Annotated in this window: 13 protein-coding genes and 1 tRNA gene; 5 read left to right on the top strand and 9 right to left on the bottom strand. The window is 74.9% G+C overall.

The annotated features are described in order from the left end of the window. Window positions 1-18: 18 nt before the first annotated feature. A tRNA-Thr gene (locus tag ABZ457_RS29475) sits at window positions 19-91 on the bottom strand. On the opposite strand from ABZ457_RS29475, the gene ABZ457_RS29470 reads away from it, so the two are divergent. From ABZ457_RS29470 to ABZ457_RS29460, 3 genes are read left to right on the top strand one after another with little or no spacing between them, the layout of a single operon-like run. After that, entirely contained in the window at window positions 59-604 is a 546-nt protein-coding gene (locus ABZ457_RS29470; protein WP_359163765.1) for a 2Fe-2S iron-sulfur cluster-binding protein, read from the top strand. The two genes, ABZ457_RS29475 and ABZ457_RS29470, sit on opposite strands and share 33 nt — an antisense overlap. After that, on the top strand, window positions 601-1,590 hold the full coding sequence (locus ABZ457_RS29465) for a xanthine dehydrogenase family protein subunit M (RefSeq protein WP_359163762.1): 990 nt from the start codon (window positions 601-603) through the stop codon (window positions 1,588-1,590). Before ABZ457_RS29470 ends, ABZ457_RS29465 begins: the two co-directional genes overlap by 4 nt. Continuing rightward, the gene (locus tag ABZ457_RS29460; protein WP_359163759.1) at window positions 1,587-3,713 is read left to right on the top strand and encodes a xanthine dehydrogenase family protein molybdopterin-binding subunit; all 2,127 of its coding nucleotides are present in this window, start codon (window positions 1,587-1,589) and stop codon (window positions 3,711-3,713) included. The genes ABZ457_RS29465 and ABZ457_RS29460 overlap by 4 nt, the downstream gene beginning before the upstream one ends. On the opposite strand, the gene ABZ457_RS29455 is transcribed toward ABZ457_RS29460, so the two are convergent. Together ABZ457_RS29455 and ABZ457_RS29450 are read right to left on the bottom strand one after the other, a co-directional pair. Continuing rightward, window positions 3,664-4,497 carry a uracil-DNA glycosylase gene (locus tag ABZ457_RS29455; RefSeq protein WP_359163756.1) on the bottom strand — a complete coding sequence of 278 codons (834 nt, stop codon included), beginning with the start codon at window positions 4,495-4,497 and terminating at the stop codon, window positions 3,664-3,666. The genes ABZ457_RS29460 and ABZ457_RS29455 overlap by 50 nt on opposite strands. Before the next feature lie 2 nt (window positions 4,498-4,499). Next, on the bottom strand, window positions 4,500-6,923 hold the full coding sequence (locus tag ABZ457_RS29450; RefSeq protein ID WP_359163768.1) for a SpoIIE family protein phosphatase: 2,424 nt from the start codon (window positions 6,921-6,923) through the stop codon (window positions 4,500-4,502). 412 nt (window positions 6,924-7,335) lie between these two features. Between ABZ457_RS29450 and ABZ457_RS29445 the strand changes: the two genes are divergently transcribed. Both ABZ457_RS29445 and ABZ457_RS29440 read left to right on the top strand, forming a co-directional pair. Continuing rightward, window positions 7,336-8,265 (top strand): MurR/RpiR family transcriptional regulator, encoded by a 930-nt coding sequence (locus ABZ457_RS29445; RefSeq protein WP_359163753.1) that lies wholly within the window; start codon window positions 7,336-7,338, stop codon window positions 8,263-8,265. A 420-nt stretch (window positions 8,266-8,685) separates the two neighbouring features. Then, on the top strand, window positions 8,686-9,123 hold the full coding sequence (locus ABZ457_RS29440; protein WP_359163750.1) for a hypothetical protein: 438 nt from the start codon (window positions 8,686-8,688) through the stop codon (window positions 9,121-9,123). Between the two features lie 33 nt (window positions 9,124-9,156). Here ABZ457_RS29440 and ABZ457_RS29435 read toward each other — a convergent pair whose 3' ends face one another. From ABZ457_RS29435 to ABZ457_RS29410, 6 genes are all read right to left on the bottom strand, one after another. Further along, window positions 9,157-12,030, bottom strand: a complete 2,874-nt coding sequence (locus ABZ457_RS29435) for an NHLP bacteriocin export ABC transporter permease/ATPase subunit (RefSeq protein ID WP_359163747.1) — start codon at window positions 12,028-12,030, stop codon at window positions 9,157-9,159. Window position 12,031: 1 nt separating this feature from the next. Further along, window positions 12,032-14,335, bottom strand: a complete 2,304-nt coding sequence (locus tag ABZ457_RS29430) for an NHLP family bacteriocin export ABC transporter peptidase/permease/ATPase subunit (protein ID WP_359163744.1) — start codon at window positions 14,333-14,335, stop codon at window positions 12,032-12,034. Beyond that, window positions 14,332-15,135: an HlyD family efflux transporter periplasmic adaptor subunit gene (locus tag ABZ457_RS29425; protein WP_359163741.1), complete on the bottom strand. Its 804-nt coding sequence runs from the start codon at window positions 15,133-15,135 to the stop codon at window positions 14,332-14,334. The genes ABZ457_RS29430 and ABZ457_RS29425 overlap by 4 nt, the downstream gene beginning before the upstream one ends. 177 nt (window positions 15,136-15,312) lie before the next feature. Next, window positions 15,313-15,531, bottom strand: coding sequence for a type A2 lantipeptide (locus ABZ457_RS29420; protein WP_359163738.1), 219 nt, complete (start codon window positions 15,529-15,531; stop codon window positions 15,313-15,315). Between the two features lie 541 nt (window positions 15,532-16,072). Next, the gene (gene opcA / locus ABZ457_RS29415) at window positions 16,073-17,023 is read right to left on the bottom strand and encodes a glucose-6-phosphate dehydrogenase assembly protein OpcA (protein WP_359163735.1); all 951 of its coding nucleotides are present in this window, start codon (window positions 17,021-17,023) and stop codon (window positions 16,073-16,075) included. Then, window positions 17,020-17,791 (bottom strand): glucose-6-phosphate dehydrogenase (locus tag ABZ457_RS29410; protein WP_359163732.1); only part of this gene is annotated, 772 nt, incomplete at its 5' end. The genes ABZ457_RS29410 and opcA, both read right to left, overlap by 4 nt.

Here is a 17,791-nt window from a genome sequence, read left to right as displayed (position 1 = left end):
GCGGATCCCTCACACCAGAGCCCCAATACGGAATCGAACCGTAGACCTTCTCCTTACCATGGAGACGCTCTACCGACTGAGCTATTGGGGCGAGCTCCGGGTCAACGGGGTCGCCTGGACGCTGGCCCTGGACCACCGGACCACCCTCCTCGACGCCCTGCGCGAGCGGCTGTCGGTGACCGGCCCCAAGAAGGGCTGCGACCACGGCCAGTGCGGCTCCTGCACGGTCCTCGTCGACGGCCGCCGGCTGCTCGCCTGCCTGCTGCCCGCGGTGGCGTACGACGGGGCGCGGATCACGACCGTCGAGGGGCTGGCGCAGAGCGGACGGCACCACCCCCTCCAGGAGGCGTTCACCGCCCGGGACGCGTTCCAGTGCGGCTACTGCACCCCGGGCCAGCTCTGCTCCGCCGTCGGCATGATCGCCGAGGCGGCGGCCGGGCACCCCTCCCTCGTCACCGAGGACGGCGCGGCGGACGACACGGCGGGCGGCATCCGGCCGGTGGCGCTGACGGCGGCCGAGATCCGGGAGCGGATGAGCGGCAACCTCTGCCGCTGCGGCGCGTACACCCACATCGTGGCGGCGATCGAGGACGTGGCCGGATGAGGCCCTTCGGCTATGTGCGGGCCGGGAGCACCGCGGAGGCGCTGGCCGCGTACGCGGCGGGGCCCCGGGCGCAGTTCCTCGCCGGGGGGACCAATCTGGTCGACCTGATGAAGCTGGGCGCCGCCTCCCCCGGTGTGCTCGTCGACATCGGGCGGCTGCCGCTGGACGGCGTCGAGGAGACCCCGGAGGGCGGGCTGCTCGTCGGGGCGACGGTCCGCAACAGCGACCTCGCCGCGCATCCCCTGGTGCGGTCCCGCTACCGGGTGCTCTCCCGGGCCCTGCTGTCCGGTGCCTCGGGGCAGCTGCGGAACGCGGCGACCACCGGCGGGAACCTCCTCCAGCGCACCCGCTGCCTGTACTTCCAGGACGTCACCAAGCCGTGCAACAAACGGGTCCCCGGCAGCGGCTGCCCGGCCCGGGAGGGCGTGCACCGGGATCTGGCGGTCCTCGGGCACTCGCCGGCCTGCGTGGCCACGCACCCCTCCGACATGGCGGTCGCGCTCGCCGCCCTGGACGCCACCGTGCGCCTGGAGAGCGCGGCCGGGACGCGTACCCTCCCGGCGACCGCCTTCCACCGGCTGCCGGGCGACCGGCCGGAGGCGGACACCGAGCTGCGGGCGGGCGAACTGATCACCGCGGTGGAGCTGCCCCCGCCGGTGCCGGGCGCGCGTTCCGCGTACCGCAAGGTCCGGGACCGGGCCTCGTACGCCTTCGCGCTGGTGTCGGTGGCCGCGTCGCTGGCCGTCGAGGACGGGCGGGTCCGGCACGCGGCGCTGGCGTTCGGGGGTCTGGCGCACCGGCCGTGGCGGGCGTGGACGGCGGAGGAGCGGCTGCTGGGGGCGCCCGCCGAGCCGGAGACGTTCGCCCGGGCGGCGGAGGCCGAGCTGGACGCGGCCGAGCCGCTGCGGGACAACGCGTTCAAGGTGCGCCTCGCCGGGGATCTGGCCGTGCGGGTGCTCACGGATCTCGCGGCGGGGGCCCGGTGAGCGCGCCGGGGGACGGCGGGGCCGGGCAGGAGTCCGGGGGCGGCGCGGTACGGCAGGAGGCGGCGGCGAAGGTGACCGGCCGGGCCCGGTACGCGGCGGAGTACCGGCCGCCGGACCGGCTGCACGCCTGGCCGGTGCCCGCGACGGTCGCCCGGGGCCGGGTCACCGGGATCGACACGTCCGCCGCCCTGGCCCTGCCCGGTGTCCTCGCGGTGCTCACCCAGGAGAACGCGCCCCGGCTGGAGCCGCCCGACGACGCCACGCTGGCGGTCCTCCAGGACGACCGCGTCCCGCACCGGGGCTGGTATGTGGCGCTCGTCGTGGCCCGGACGCCGGAGGAGGCCCGGGCGGGCGCCGACGCGGTACGGGTCGCGTACGCGGTCGCGGAGCACGATGTGCGCCTCGACCGCGACCGGCCGGACCTGTACACGCCCGAGGAGGCCAACGGCGGCCACCCGGGACTGCGGGAGCGGGGCGACCCGGACGGGGCGTACGCGGGTGCGGCGGTGCGGGTCACGGCGGAGTACGCGCTGACCGCGCTGCACAACCATCCGATGGAGCCGCACGCGGCGACCGCGGAGTGGCGGGACGGCACACTGACGGTCCATGACTCCAGTCAGGGCGCGGGCACGGTCCGGGCGGTGCTGGCGCATATGTTCCGGCTGGACCGGCAGCACATCCATGTGGTCTCGGCACATGTGGGCGGCGGTTTCGGCAGCAAGGGCACGCCCCGGCCCCATGTGGTGCTGGCCACCATGGCGGCGATGCACACAGGTCGGCCGGTGACCCTGGCGCTGCCGAGGCGGCAGTTGGCGGCGGTGGTGGGGCACCGGGCGCCGGGCCTGCACCGGGTGCGGCTCGGGGCGGACGCCGATGGGCGGATCGTTTCGCTGGACCACGAGGTGGTCACCCGGACCTCCCGGGTGCGGGAGTTCGTGGAGCAGGCGGCCGTCCCCGGCCGGGTGATGTACACCTCGCCGCACAGCCGGACGGTGCACCGGGTGGCCGCCCTGGACGTGCCCACACCGTCCTGGATGCGCGCCCCCGGGGAGGCGCCCGGGATGTACGCGCTGGAGTCGGCGATGGACGAACTCGCCTGCGCGGCGGGCCTGGACCCGGTGGAGCTGCGGCTGCGCAACGATCCGGACCGGGAGCCGGACAGCGGGCGGCCGTTCAGCAGCCGGAATCTGGCGGCCTGTCTGCGCGAGGGCGCCCGGCTCTTCGGCTGGGACCGCCGGGACCCGCGCCCCGGGGTGCGCAACGAGGGCGGTGCGCTGTGGGGTTCGGGGGTCGCGGCCGGGACGTATCCGGTGCTGGTGGGCCCGTCGCGGGCGAGTGCGCACGCGGATCCGGACGGCGGCTTCCGGGTCCGGGTCAACGCCACGGACATCGGCACCGGGGCGCGGACGGTCCTGGCCCAGATCGCGGCCGAGGCGCTGGGGGTGCCGCAGGAGGCGGTACGGGCGGAGATCGGGAGCACGGAGCTGCCGGCCGCCCCGCTGGCGGGCGGTTCCGCGGGCACCGCGTCCTGGGGGTGGGCGGTCCACCGGGCGGCCGGCCGGCTCGCGGAACTGCTCGCCGAACACGGCGGGCGGGTGCCGCCGGAGGGGCTCGCGGCGACGGCCGACACCCGCGAGGAGGCGGGGGCCGAAGTGCCGTACGCCCGGCACGCGTTCAGCGCGGTGTTCGCGGAGACGGCGGTGGACGCGGTGACCGGTGAGGTGCGGCTCGCGCGGTTGCTCGGGGTGTTCGCCGTGGGGCGGGTGCTCAACCCGCGTACCGCGCGGTCCCAGTTGGTGGGCGGGCTGGTGATGGGCGCGGGTATGGCCCTCACCGAGGGCAGCACCACCGACCCGCGCTTCGGGGACACGGCGGAGTGCGATCTCGCCTCCTACCATGTGCCGGTCTGCGCGGATGTGCCGTCCGTCGAGGCGCACTGGGTCGAGGAGGAGGACCCGCATCTGAACCCGATGGGCAGCAAGGGCATCGGCGAGATCGGCATCGTGGGCACGGCCGCGGCGATCGGCAACGCCCTGCACCACGCGCTGGGCGCGCGGCTGCGGGAGCCCCCGTTCACCCCGGACAAGGTGCTGGCGGTGCTGCACCGCGAGCCGGCGCGGTGAGCCGGGCGGCGCGCACGAACACGTCGACCAGCATGGGCAGGTCGACCCGGCCGGTGGCGACGTTGCGCCGGCTCGGGTGGTAGCAGCCGAGCAGGGTGAGGACCCCGGGGCGGCCGTCGGCGCGGACGAGGTCGTACGCGGCGCCGTGGCCGAACGCGGGTACGGGGCGGGGCAGTCGCCGGCCGGCGTCCCGCAGGACGGGGAGGAGAGCCCGCCAGCCGAAGCCGCCGAGGACGACGATCGCGCGCAGGTCCGGGAGCAGGGCGAGTTCGGCGGTGAGCCAGGGGCGGCAGGTGTCGCGTTCCCCGGTGGTGGGACGGTTCTGCGGCGGGGCGCAGTGGACGGGCGCGGTGACCCGGACGCCGTGCGGGGCGAGTCCGTCGCCGCGGTGGACGGAGGCGGGCGAGGAGGCGAGGCCGGCCGCGTACAGGGCGGTGAAGAGCAGGTCGCCGGAGGGGTCGCCGGTGAACATGCGGCCGGTGCGGTTGCCGCCGTGCGCGGCGGGGGCGAGGCCGACGACGGCGAGGGCGGCGCCGGGCGGGCCGAAGCCGGGCACGGGCCGGGCCCAGTAGGTCTCCTCGCGGTGGTCGGCGCGGCGGGTGGCGGCCACCTCCTCCCGCCAGGCGACCAGCCGGGGGCAGGCGCGGCAGCGGGTGACCTCCCGGTCGAGGGTCGTCAGATCGGCGCAGTCGGGTGCGGTGGCGGCGGGGAACCGGGGGTCGTCGGGGAACCTGGCCGGGTCGGGGTCGCCGGGGCCGTCGCGTCGGCCGGGTGGGGGCGGCACGGTCAGCGGGCGGGGGGCCGGGGGCCGTCGGTCCAGCGGGCGGTGAGCAGCAGGGCGATGTCGTCCGGCCGGTCGGAGACCTCGCGGGCCTCGCTGATGAGCCGGTCGGCGGTGTCCGCGAGGGACGCCTCGCCCACGGCGGAGAGGGCGCGCCGCAGCCGTTCGATGCCGATGTCGATGTCGATGCCGGGCTGTTCGACCAGCCCGTCGGTGAACAGGGCCAGCACCGCGCCGCGTTCGAGGTACAGCTCGGTGACGGGGTAGTCGGCGTCCGCGTCCACACCGAGGACCACTCCGCCGGGCAGGTCCAGGACCTCGGTGCGGCCGTCCGGGCGGCGCAGCAGCGGCTGGAGGTGGCCGGCACGGACGGCCTGGGCGCGTCCGGTGGCGGGGTCGAGGACGAGGTAGCAGCAGCTGGCGAACTGGCCCGGGTCGAGGTCCATGAGGAGCTGGTTGGTGCCGCGCATGACCTCCTCGGGGCTGTGGCCGCTGACCGCCAGGGCCCGTACGGCGCTGCGGAGCTGCCCCATGGTGGCGGCGGCGGAGACGCCGTGGCCCTGGACGTCGCCGATGGCGAGCCCGAGGCCCTGGCCGGTGTCCATGACGTCGTACCAGTCGCCGCCGACCTCCATGCCCTGGGTGCCGGGGAGGTAGCGGGCCACGGTGTCGAGTCCGTCGACGACGGGGAGGCGGTGCGGGAGGAGTCCGTCCTGGAGGCCGCGGGCGAGGGCGGCCTCGGAGTCGTAGCGCTGGGCGCGCTGGAGGGCCTGGGCGATCAGGCCGGCGAGGGCGGTCAGCACGGTGCGTTCCTCGGGGCTGAAGCCGCGCGGCTGGTCGAAGCCGAGGATGCAGGAGCCGACGGGCCGGCCGGAGGCGATCAGCGGGAGGAAGGCGCGGGCGCCGACATGGGCGTCGAGCGGGATGCCGGGGTAGGCGCGGGCCAGGTGCTGCATGGACTCGAAGAAGATGGGCCGGCCGGTGGTGAGGGTCTCCACGCCGGGGAGTTTGGCGTCCAGGCCGACGCCGTCGAAGCGGTTGAGGAAGCCGCGGGGGAAGCCGGTCTCCCAGGACAGGTAGAGATGGCGGTCGCTGAGCAGGTAGATGGCGAGCTGGCGGCCGCCGAAGGCGGGCAGCAGTTCCTCGGTGACGACGGCGGAGACCTGACGGGCGGTCACCGCCTCGGTGAGGGCGATGGCGAGGGCGACGGGCCGGTACAGGGCGACGGCCCGGTCGGCCGGGGAGCCGATGCCGGTGCCGGGGGCGAGGACGGACTCCGGGGCGTAGGCGGGCTGGTCGCCGGGGCTGAGGGTGACGGTCAGGCCGTCCAGCCCGGCGAAGATCGAGACCGAGAGCCAGCCCTCGTCGCGGGCAACCAGGAAGTGCACGGGGTCCCCGGAGAGCAGGGCGGAGCGGTAGTGGTCCTCGAAGGCGGCCTGGCCGAGCCAGGGGACGGCCTTCCACAGGACGCGTCCGAGCAGGTCGGAGCGGGGGCGGGCGAGCAGGGTCTCGGCGTGCGCGTTGGCGTAGCCGATGCGGCCGAGGCGGTCGATGGAGCAGACGCCGTGCGGGAGGCGGTCCGCGGACTCGGCGACGACCGGTCCCGCGCCGAGGTCGACCAGGAAGCCGGTGAGGCGGGTGCCGGGGGCGGTCCGGTCCGAGTCGCCGCGCCGGCCGGAGAGTTCGACCAGGTGGGGGCGGCCGTCGGAGCCCTGGAGGCGCAGCCGGCGGGTGACCGGCCGGTCGGAGGCGGCGGCCTGGCCCGCGACGGCCCAGAGGCCGTAGGCGTCCTCCGGTTCGATGCGGGCGGCGAGTTCCTCGACGGTGACGGGCAGACGGGCGGGTCTGATGCCGAGGATTCCGCACCAGCCGGCGTCACCGGTGACGGTGCCGGCGGTCAGATCCCAGTCGAAGGACCCGAAGCGCACGGGCGGCGAGGAGACGGCCGGCAGGGTGACGGCGAGCGGGTCGCCCTCCCACTCGATACGGCGGCGGCCGGGGGGCATGGCGGCGAGGGTGGCGCCGAGGCGGGCGGCGATGCCGGTGATGCGCCGGCGGTCCGCGTCGCCGACCGCCTGGCCGGGGGTGGCGGGCCGGAGTACGCCGATCACGCCGAAGGTCTCGCGGCCGTGGGTGATCGGCACGTACAGGGAGCCGAAGGGGAACGGCAGCCCGGCCATCAGCTGCGGATAGCGGCGCATCGCCTCCTCGGCGTCCCCGAGGTAGATCGGCTGCGCGGAGCGGTAGCAGTCCGAGTGCGGGAACGGCCGGTTGACGTGCATCCGCCACCAGTGCCGGAACAGGTCCGCGGGCAGCCCGGCGATCACCGCGAGGAGGAGGAGTTCGGGGGTGTTGGTCCGCATGTACAGGCCCCCGGCGAACCCGCCGACGGCCTCGATCGCGGCGGCCTCCGCTTGCGCGAGCACCATGGCGAGCTCGTCCCGGGGTGGGTCGTCCCCGGGCGCTGTGTCCGCGCCGGACGCGGGGTCCGGGGACGGGCCGCCCGGGCCCGGGGCGGCTGCCGGGGACGCGTCGTCGGGCGAGGTGGGGGCGCCGGTGCCGGGGGCGTCCGAGGCGGGCGCACCGGGGGCCGGGTCCGGGCCGCCCCGGCCCGTGGGGGCGGTCGGTGGTGTCCCCCGGGCGGCCGTGGCCGGCGCCTGGGGGTCGGGGCGCTCGGCGTCGGGTTCGGGGCGCCCGCCCGCGCCGTACCGGGTCATCTTGTCAGCATGCTCCCCGGCGGGCCGGATCCGCATCTCCGCGTGGGCCGGGGCGCGGGCGCGGGGCGGGTGGGTCGTCTGAGCTAGATTTGAGCACGGCCGGTACCCACGAAGGAGGCACACGGTGGCATCAGGGCAGCAGGCTCGCGCTCAGGCCGCCGCGATCACGCCGGGGCGCCAGGAACCGGAGCCGGTCTTCGCGGCCGCCCCCGCGGACCGGGTGCGCGCCCTCTTCGGCAGCCACCGGCTCTCCCCCGGGCAGCGCCGGATCGCGCAGTACATGATCGACCACCTCACCGAGGCGGCGTTCCTGTCGATCACGGATCTCGCGGAGCGGGTGGGGGTCAGCCAGCCCTCCGTGACCCGGTTCGCCACCTCCCTCGGCTACAGCGGGTTCCCCGCGCTGCGCGAGGCCCTCCAGCCCATCGCGCTGAGCGCGGTCGCCGGGGCGCAGGAGACCCGGGAGGAGATCCGGCGCAACGAGCTCCAGGCGGCCGTGGACGCGGAGATCGCGAACCTGGAGAGCCTGCGGCGGGTGCTCGCCGACACCGACCAGGTCCTCGACGTGGGCCGGGAGCTGGCCCGCTCGGTGCCGCTGACCGTGCTGGGGCTGCGGATCTCGGTGTCGCTGGCGGAGTACTTCGCCTACGCGGCCCGCCGTATCCACCCCGACGTCCGGCTGGTGACCCGGGGCGGTTCGGTCGCCTACGACGCCCTGCTGCAGTCGCGGGAGGCAGGCGGGACCTGGGTGCTGGCGTACGCGATGCCCCGGCACGCGAACGAGACGCTGGCGGCACTGCGGGCGGCGCACAGCACGGGTCTGCGGGTCGCCCTGATCACGGACCTGACGCTGGGGCCGCTGGTCGACGAGGCGGATGTGACGCTGAGCGCCGGGACCGGCTCCCGCCTGGTCTTCGACTCGTACTCGGCGCCCGGGGTGCTCTCCGCGGCGGTGCTCCAGGCCATGGCCGACGCCGATCCGGAGCGGACCCAGTCGCGGCTGGAGGGCTACGAGCAGGTGGCCGAGCAGCACGACTTCTTCCTGGAGGACTGACCGCGCCCCGGCGGCGCGCCCCCGCCTCTCCCCCGCACCCGCCCCGTCCCTCGCCCGCACCCGCGGACCGGCCGAGGACCACCGGCCGATGGCCCGATGTGCACCCAGACTTTCCTGTGTGACCCGCGTGTTAACGGGACATTTTCACGTCGTGACGTGCATGAAATTTTTCATACCCTTGCTTACTCGACGGTATATATATTTACTGCTTCTGGCAGCCGGTCCTGCGCCACCACGGGCGCGGGTACCGCTCCCGAACCGAACACCCGGTGACGGCGCTCCCTCCTCGCGTCCGCCTCCGGCTGTTCAATCCGGGCACTCCGTCGTACCGCGGAATGCCCCTTGGCGGTCCCGGTCAACCCCTGGGCCGGGACCGCCACAAGCCTCTCGACCAGAGCCCGATCACCCGGAAGCGACGCCATGCACCCGATCTCCTCCGTACCGGGCCCCGACTGGCCCTGCCAGGTCAGGACGCCCGGTTCGCGCGACTGGGAGCGGACGGCGGCCCGGTGGCTGCGGGACCTCCTGCCGGCCCGGTACGCCGGGTACGCGACGCTCACCCGCCATCACGTCCTGCTCGCCCGCCATGTGCAGCTCCAGCTCCAGCACGAGATGCGCGCGGTGCGGGTGGGGCTCCAGACGGCCCGGGCCGAACTGCCCACCCTGGGCGTGGCCGAGGCCGTCATCGAGAACACCATCCGGCTGTATGCGGCCGAGCTGGAGCAGCTGAACCGGCTGGCGCGCGGTGTCCGCCTGGTCTCCGACGCCCTCGTCGCCGAGGCCGCCGGACAGCCGGCCCGCCGCCGGCCGCTCCCCGGCGTGGCGCACACCGCGCAGCCGGTCCGCCGGGCCTCCTGAGCCCCCGCCCGCCGCCCCGGGGCCCGTGGAGCCTCACGCCAGCTGCCTGCGCACCAGCTCGTACAGCCGCCCTCCCGGATCCCGCAGCAGGTCGGCGGGGCGGCCCTCCTCGACGATCCGGCCCTCGGACATCACGATCACGCGGTCCGCGTCCATCACCGTGGTCAGCCGGTGGGCGATCACGACGCGGGTGGCGCTGAGGCGGCGGGTGGACTCGATGACCGTGCGCTGGGTCTCGTTGTCGAGGGCGCTGGTCGCCTCGTCGAAGTAGAGGATGCGGGGCCGGCGGACGAGGGCCTGGGCGATCATCAGCCGCTGGCGCTGGCCGCCCGAGACGGCGCCGCCGTTCGCGATCATCGTGTGCAGCCCCATGGGCATCCGCCTGATGTCCTCGGCGAGACCCGCCATCTCCGCCGCCGCCCACACCTCCTCCTGGGTGAAGGTCTCCGCCCCGCAGATGCACTCCATCACGGAGCCGTTCAGCGGCTGGGCGTTCTGGAGGACGACACCGCACTGGCGGCGCACCGCGGCCCGGTCGAGGGCGGCCAGGTCCTGCCCGTCGTAGAGGACCGAGCCGGACTCCGGGCGGTCGAAGCCGATGAGCAGCCGCAGCAGGGTGGACTTGCCGCAGCCGGACGGGCCGACGATCGCGACGAACTCGCCCGGGCGCACCGAGAGGGAGACGCCGTCCAGGACCGGAGGGCCGTCCTCGGTGTAGCGGAAGACGAGTTTCCGGGCCTCCACCGCGCCGGTCAGGGTGCCGGGACGGGAGCCGGCGCCGCGCACCTCGGGGCTCTCGTCCAGAATCGGCCGGACCTGCTCGAACATCGGCAGCACCGCGACCGCGGAGACCAGGACGCCGGTGAGCTGGGTGACCGAGGTCAGCAGCATGGTGACGGCCGCGTTGAAGGTGAGGAACTCGCCGGCCGACATGCTGCCCCGGGCGGGCCCGGCCAGCAGCATGAACATCACCAGGGAGCAGAGCGGCAGATAGACGGCGTCCAGGACGGTGGTGAGGTTCTTGATCCGGCCGACCCGCTGCTGGAGTTCCCGGGAGCGGGCGAACTCCCCCGCCCAGGCCGCGTAGGCGAAGCTCTCGGCCGCGGCGACGCGCAGTTTGGGCAGGCCGCGCAGGGTCTGGAACGCCTGGTTGTTGAGCTTGTTGCCCAGTTCGACGAGCTTGCGCTGCCAGCGCACCTGCCACAGCCCGAGGACCAGGAACACCACGGCGACGGCGAGCAGCATGCCCAGGGCGGCGAAGGCCAGCGGCACGCTGTACCAGAGCAGCAGCGCGATGTTCACCAGCCCGACGGTGGCCGACTGGACGGCGACCGGTCCGATGCCGGACATCACCCGCCGCATGGAGCTGATGCCCATGGCGGCGCTCGCCAGTTCGCCGGTGGACCGCTCGGTGAAGAAGCGGGTCGGCAGGCGCAGCAGCCGGTCCCAGACGGCGGGCTGGAGCACGCTCTCGATCCGCCCCTCCAGCCGGAGGATGGTCAGGTTCTGCGTCAGCATGTACGCGGCCGAGACGATCCCCGCGATCATCACGGCGAGGGCGGTCTGCACGATCAGCACAGTCTCCGCGTTGGGGACGTACTCGCCGAGCACCCGGCCGGTGGCGATCGGCACCAGGGCGCCGAGGCTGACGGTGACCAGGCCCGTGAGGAGGAGCCGGCGGAGGTCGGCGCGGGTGCCGCGGAGGCCGAAGCGGGCCAGGGCGAGGACGCTCGGGGGGCGTTCGGGCAGGGGCCGGTAGAACATCAGGGCGCGCGGCTCGAAGTCGTCCGCGTTCTCCTCGCCGACGCGGGCCCGGGAGCCGGTGGCGGGGTTGACCGCCTCGTAGCGGCCGCGCCGCCACAGCAGGGCGACGGGGGCGCCGGAGGCGGCGCGGTGGCCGACGAGGGGGCCGCTGTCGGTCCGCCACCAGGGGCCGGTGAGCCGGACGGGCCGGGTGCGGACGCGGGAGATCTGGGCGACCCGCTCCACCGGGGAGACCCGTTCGTCGCCGCCGTCCTCGCGCGGGGGGCGGGTGAGGGTGATGCCCGCGGCGCGGGCGACGGCGTCGCAGACGGCGAAGACGGCATCGTCGCCCGCCGCCGGAGCGGTGGCGCGCCCGCCCCGGCCGCGGCGGCCGATGGACGCGATCAGTGCCTCGTCGGCGCGGGCGCGGACGTCCTCCCCGGCCCGGACGCCGGCCGCGGCCCGGTCCTCGTGGGCGCGTTCCGCCTGTTCGATCCACTGGTCGACGGCGGTCAGCAGGCGGTGCTGCTGATTCACCATCCGCTGCCACATGGCCCCTTCGACGAGGAGGTCGGCGGCGGCCTCGGCGCTGTAGGCGGCGCCGAGGCGGACGCTGCCGGGGTCGACGGGCATCCAGAGCACATCGTCGTCGGCCATGCCGGTGTCGCCGGGCGGGCGTCCTTCGAGGGGGGCCTGGAACAGCACGCCGAGGCCCCGGCCGATCCCGAGGGCGAAGGCGTACTCCAGCTCGGCCCAGGGGCTGGGCAGTTGGGCGGGGGCGTCCGGGTGGGCGCCGGCGGAGTGCTGCCGGCGGCCGGTGTGCGGGTCCTGCCCGTACGGGTCGGGGTACAGCTCGCGCAGGGGGACGCGGCGGAGGGCGCACTCGCCCGAGGGACGGCCGAGGAGGGTGTGCCGGGGGCCGTCGACCGGGCCGAGCAGCAGGGTGCCCGGTGCCAGGCGGCCGAGGAAGTGCCAGTGGCCCTCCTCGGCCGCGTCGACCGCGAACAGGTCGAGGAAGCCGCCGGTGACGAGCCACAGGACGTGCGGGCCCTCCAGGGGGAGGCTGCGCAGGCCGGTGCAGTCGACGGGGGCGCCGAGGCCGCCGAGGGCGCGGACCACGGGGTCGCCGGGAGGCGTGTGGGGGCGCTGGTGGGGGACGGTCATGTCAGCGCTCCCGGACCAGTCCGGCGTAGGCTCCCCGGGCGGCGACCAGTTCCTCGTGGCGGCCGCGTTCCACGACCTGGCCGTGGTCCAGGACCACGATCTCGTCGCTGTCGCGCACGGTGCTCAGCCGGTGCGCGATCACCACGCAGGCGCAGCCCCGGCGGCGGATGTTGTCGATGATGACGCGCTCGGTCTCGGCGTCCAGGGCGCTGGTGACCTCGTCGAGGACGAGCACGCTGGGGCGGCGGACCAGGGCGCGGGCGATCTCCAGGCGCTGGCGCTGGCCGCCGGAGAAGTTCCGGCCGTCCTGTTCGACCCGGCCGTGGATGCCGTCGGGGCGGCGCAGGACGACGTCGAGGACGGCGGCGTCCCGCAGGGCGGCGGTGACGGCCTCGTCGGTGATCGAGGGGTCCCACAGGGCCACGTTGTCCCGCACGGTCCCCTCGAAGAGGAAGACGTCCTGGTCGACGAAGGAGACCGAGGCCGCCAGGGCGCTGCGCGAGAGGTCCTCCAGCCGTTCGCCGTCGATGCGGATGGTGCCCTCCCAGGGCCGGTAGAGGCCGGAGATCAGCCGTGACACCGTGGACTTGCCGCTGCCGGACCCGCCGACGAGGGCGACCTGGCGGCCGGGCCCGACCGAGAGGGAGAAGCCGCGCAGCAGGGGCGCGTCGAGGGGGCTGTAGCCGAAGGTGATCCCGGTGAGCTCCACATGGCCCTTGAGCCGCCGGGGGCCCGGGTCGGGGGCGTCGCGGGTGTAGAGGGGGTCGGCGGGGAAGTTCTCGACGTCCTTGAGCCGGGCCACGTCGGCGGCGAAGTCCTGGATGCGTCCGGCGACGCCGTTCAGCCGGGTGATGGGGGCGGTGAAGCGGGCGACCAGGGCCTGGAAGGCGACGAGCAGACCGATGGAGATGTGCCCCTCGACGGCGCGCAGTCCGCCGATCCACAGGATGCAGGCGCTGTTGAGGGTCGCGAGGGTGGGGGCGACGACACCGAGGGCCGCGCTCGGTACGCCCAGGCGCTGCTGGACCTCCAGGGTGGTGGCGTGCTGTCCGGCCCAGCGGCGGAACCAGCCGTCCTCCGCGCCGGTCGCCTTCATGGTCTCGATGAGCTGGAGGCCGGTGTAGGAGGTGTTGGTCAGCCGGGCGCTGTCGGCGCGCAGTTTCTGGGTGTGGGTGGCGCGCAGCCGGATGACGATCCGCATGGCGACGATGTTGAGCAGGGCGATCCCGACGCCGACGACGGTGAGTTGGGGGTCGTAGCTCCACAGCAGGGCCGCGTAGAGGACGACGACCACGCCGTCCACGGCGGCCGCGGCGAGGTCGCGGGCCAGGGTCTCGGCGACGGCGTCGTTGGACTGGAGGCGCTGGACCAGGTCGGCGGGGCTGCGCTGGGCGAAGAAGGTGACGGGCAGGCGCAGCAGATGGCCGAGGAAGCGGGCGCTGCCGAGGGTGGAGGAGATGATGCGCCCGCGCAGCAGGTTCGCCTGCTGGAGGGCGGTGAGCACGGCCGTGAGGACGACCAGGGTGGCGAGGGAGGCGAACAGGGGCCCCAGCAGCGAGGTCTGCCCCCCGATCAGGAACATGTCGATATAGGTGCGGCTGAGGGCCGGGACGGCGGCACCCGCGGCGACCAGCAGCAGGCTGGCCAGCAGGGCGGCGAGCAGGGTGCCGGTGGTGCCGCGCAGCCGGGCGGGGACCGCGCGCAGGACGCCGGGTCTGCGTCCGCCGCGGCTGAAGGCCCGGTCGGGTTCCAGGACGAGGACGACGCCGGTGAAGCTGGTGTCGAAGTCCTCCTCGGTGACGAAGCGCCGGCCCTTGTCGGGGTCGTTGATGTACACGCCCCGGCGGCCTAGCCGGCGGCCCGGGCCGTCGTAGACGACGTAGTGGTTGAACTCCCAGAACAGGATGGCCGGGGCGGGCACCTCGGCCAGGGCGGTGGCCTCCATCTGCATGCCCTTGGCGGTCATGCCGTAGCTCCGCGCGGCCTTGAGGATGTTGCTCGCGCGCGAGCCGTCGCGGGAGACGCCGCAGGCGATGCGCAGTTCCTCCAGGGGGACGTGGCGGCCGTGGTGCGCGAGGACCATGGCGAGGGCGGCGGCGCCGCACTCGACGGCCTCCATCTGGAGGACGGTGGGGGTGCGGACGGCCCGGGGCCGGGGCGCGCGGCCCTTCGGCGCGGCCCGGCGGGTGCCCCGGCCGCCGCGCGGGGCCGGGGCGGGGCGGGGCCTGCGGCGGCCGGGGGCGGCGGCGCGGCGGGGCGCGGGGGCGGTGGTGGTGTCGCCGGCCGGGGGCGGGGTCGGGGTCACGGCAGCAGCCAATCGATCGGGTGCTGGGCGGCGAGGCGGACGGAGCCGCTCACGGGGGTCATGGAGGCGGGGGTGCGCGGCGGTCCGCCGGCGGCGGACCAGTCGTGCCCGGACGCGGTGGCGGTGTCGCGGCGCAGGGCGACCAGTACGGCGACGGGCTGGCCGTCGCGGGAGAACTGCTCGCCGAGCTGGCTGCTGCCGAGGAAGGCGGTGATCCGCTGCCGGGTCTGGGCCCCGCCGACGGATGTCACGGTGCCGCGCAGCACGCCGTACCGCTGGGCGGGCACCGACTGGACGGTGAGGTCGACCCGTGCGCCCGGGGACATCCCGGCGGCGCTGTCGGCGGGGACGTAGAGCACGGCCCTCAGCGGGTCGCCGGGGCGCTCGACGCGTTCCACGGCGGCGACGTCGCTGCCGGTGGTGAGCACGGAGCCGATGGTGGCGACCAGGGCGGTGAGGCGGCCGGCGGCGATGGCGCGCACCACGGCGGTGCCCTCGGCGGTGCGCACCTCGACCAGCGGGGCGCCCGCGCGGACGCGTCCGCCCTCCTCGGCGAGGACCTTGGTGACCTGTCCGGCGACCGGGCTCTGGAGGACGTAGCTGCCCTGGCCGTGGGTGAGGACTCCGGGGGCGGCGACGGTGGAGGTGACGGTCCCGGTGACCGCCCAGACGGCGGCCGCGGCCATCACGGCGAGGGTGACGGCGAGGACGAGCAGGCCCTGCGGGCGGGCGTAGCGCACCGGGAGGTCGAGTTCCTCCGGTGACTGCAGCTTGGAGAGGGCCTGTTGGCGGAACTGCACGAACTCTTCCCTGGGCTGCCGGGGGACGGGGGAACGGCTCGGGGTCGCACGGGGCTCGGCGGTGTCACGGGGACGGAGCGGGAGCGAGCGGGAGCGGCCGTGCGCCCCGGAGCCTGGCTGGTTCCGGGGCGCACGGTCCGCGGGTGCCGGCAGAGCGGGCCGGCGTGCCGGGAGGTCTTACAGACCGGCGACGAGACCGGTGACCGGGCCGGTGATGGCCGCGGTGTTGATGCCCGTGGCGCCCTCGACCACACCGGTCACGGCGCCGACCGTGCCGGAGACCGGGACGATGCTGTCGAGAGCGGCGGTCGCGTTGCCGACCACGGCGCTCTGCAGGCCGCCGGCCACGTTGTCCAGCTCGCTGTCGGAGATCTCCTGGGTGGGGACGAAGTTCATGTGAAGCTTCCCTTCGGGTGGCTGTTGCGAAATACGGCGTCCGGGCACGCGAGATGAAGCGCGCCGACCGCCCAGCGGGGTGGGGAGATTCCCGGATCCGGGAACCCGTCGGTAAATCCCGCGGTGCGAAGGATCAAAGCACGGAGGCCCGTTGACGGCCCAATCGCAAAGGCGCCCGAATTCCCCTCCGGGGCGGTGGAAACGGGAATTTATTGCCGCCTCGTGCACAGCCCTGCATCAATAAGTGCCATGTTCTTCACGGGATCGCCCGAGGCGCCGGCGCCCGTTCACCATGGACCGCGTAGCGGAATGGGACATTCCGACACAGAGTCAGAATGGCCTGGGCCAATGCCGATCGGGGGATGGGGAGACGATGTGCCGCGTGGGAAGCGAGTGTGCAGATCCATGGCAGGGGAGGAATGCCGGACGGCACCTCACAGGCCCTTCACACATTCAGGGGTGCGGCACCGGTGCCGCACCCCTGAATTCTCTCCGTGTCACCGCCGCGTGACGGAATGTGTACGCCTTTCCGGCGCTGCCGTCACGGCCCCTCGGCCAGCTCCGCGCCCGGCGGCGGAGGAACGATCTCGGCGTGCAGCGCGGCCGCGTACGCCTCGTCCGGGTCGAGCCGCCGCAGCTCCTCCGCGATCAGCTCCGCCGTGGAGCGCACCTTGAGCGCGAGGACCCGGTTGGGCTGCCCCGGGATGGCGAGACGGGCGACGGGCCCCTCCGGCCGGTCGATGTGGATCTCCCCGTCCGCGGTGCGCAGCCGCACCGCGGTGACCACGGGCCCGGCGGTGACGACCTGTTCGACGGGCACCCGCAGCCGCTCGGAGAACCAGCGGGCGAGGAGTTCGGCGCTCGGGTTGTCCGCCTCGCTCTCCACCACGGCGGACAGCACCTCGGCCCGCGCCTGGTCGAGCGCGGCGGCGAGCATGGACCGCCACGGGGTGAGCCGGGTCCAGGCGAGGTCGGTGTCGCCCGGCTGGTACCCCTCGGCGCGGGCGGCCAGTTCCCGCAGCGGGTCCTCCACCGCGTAGGCGTCGGTGATCCGGCGCTGGGCGAGCGCGCCCAGCGGGTCGGCGGCCGGGACCGGCGGGGCGTCGACGGGCCACCAGACGACCACGGGGGCGTCCGGCAGCAGCAGCGGCAGCACCACCGAGTCCGCCCGGTCGGCGAGTTCGCCGTGCAGACGTAGCAGCACGGTCTCCCCCGCCCCGGCGTCGCTGCCGACGCGGACCTCGGCGTCGAGCCGGGTGTCATGGCGGTCGCGCGGCGAGCGGGCGTGCCGCTTGATGACCACCAGGGTGCGCGAGGGGTGCTCCCGGGAGGCGTCCCCGGCGGCCTTGATGGCGTCGTAGGCGTGCTCCTCGTCGGTGACGATGACGAGGGTGAGGACCATGCCGACGGCGGGTGTGCCGATCTCGCGCCGGCCGCGCACAAGGGCCTTGTTGATCTTTCCGGCCGTGGTGTCCGTGAGGTCGATCTTCATGGCCTGCGCCAGCTCCGTCCGTCTCGTGCGAGCATCTCGTCCGCTTCCACCGGGCCCCAGGTGCCCGCCGGGTACTGCGCGGGTTTGCCGTGGCCGGCCCAGTACTCCTCCACGGGGTCCAGGATCTTCCAGGACTCCTCGACCTCCTCGGTGCGCGGGAACAGGTTCGCGTCACCGAGGAGGACATCGAGGATCAGGCGCTCGTACGCCTCGGGGCTGGACTCCGTGAACGACTCCCCGTAGGCGAAGTCCATGGTGACATCGCGCAGTTCCATCGAGGTGCCGGGCACCTTGGAGCCGAAGCGCAGGGTCACCCCCTCGTCCGGCTGGACGCGGATGACCAGCGCGTTCTGGCCCAGTTCCGCGGTGGCGGTGGAGTCGAACGGCGAGTGCGGGGCGCGCTGGAAGACCACCGCGATCTCCGTCACCCGGCGCCCGAGCCGCTTGCCGGTCCGCAGATAGAAGGGGACACCCGCCCAGCGGCGGTTGTCGATGCCCAGTTTCACGGCCGCGTAGGTGTCGGTGGTCGACTCCGGCGCGATCCCGTCCTCCTGGAGGTAGCCGGCGACCTTCTCGCCGCCCTGCCAGCCGGCCGCGTACTGGCCGCGGACGGTGTGGCCGCCCAGGTCGGCGGGGAGCCGGACCGCGCGCAGGACCTTCAGCTTCTCGGTGACCAGGGCGTCCGCGTCGAAGGAGGAGGGCTCCTCCATGGCGGTCAGGGCGAGGAGCTGGAGGAGGTGGTTCTGGATGACGTCCCGGGCCGCGCCG

Source organism: Streptomyces sp. NPDC005805 (genome assembly GCF_040630445.1).
Classification (GTDB): domain Bacteria; phylum Actinomycetota; class Actinomycetes; order Streptomycetales; family Streptomycetaceae; genus Streptomyces.
This window is presented reverse-complemented; position numbering and strand designations above follow the sequence as displayed.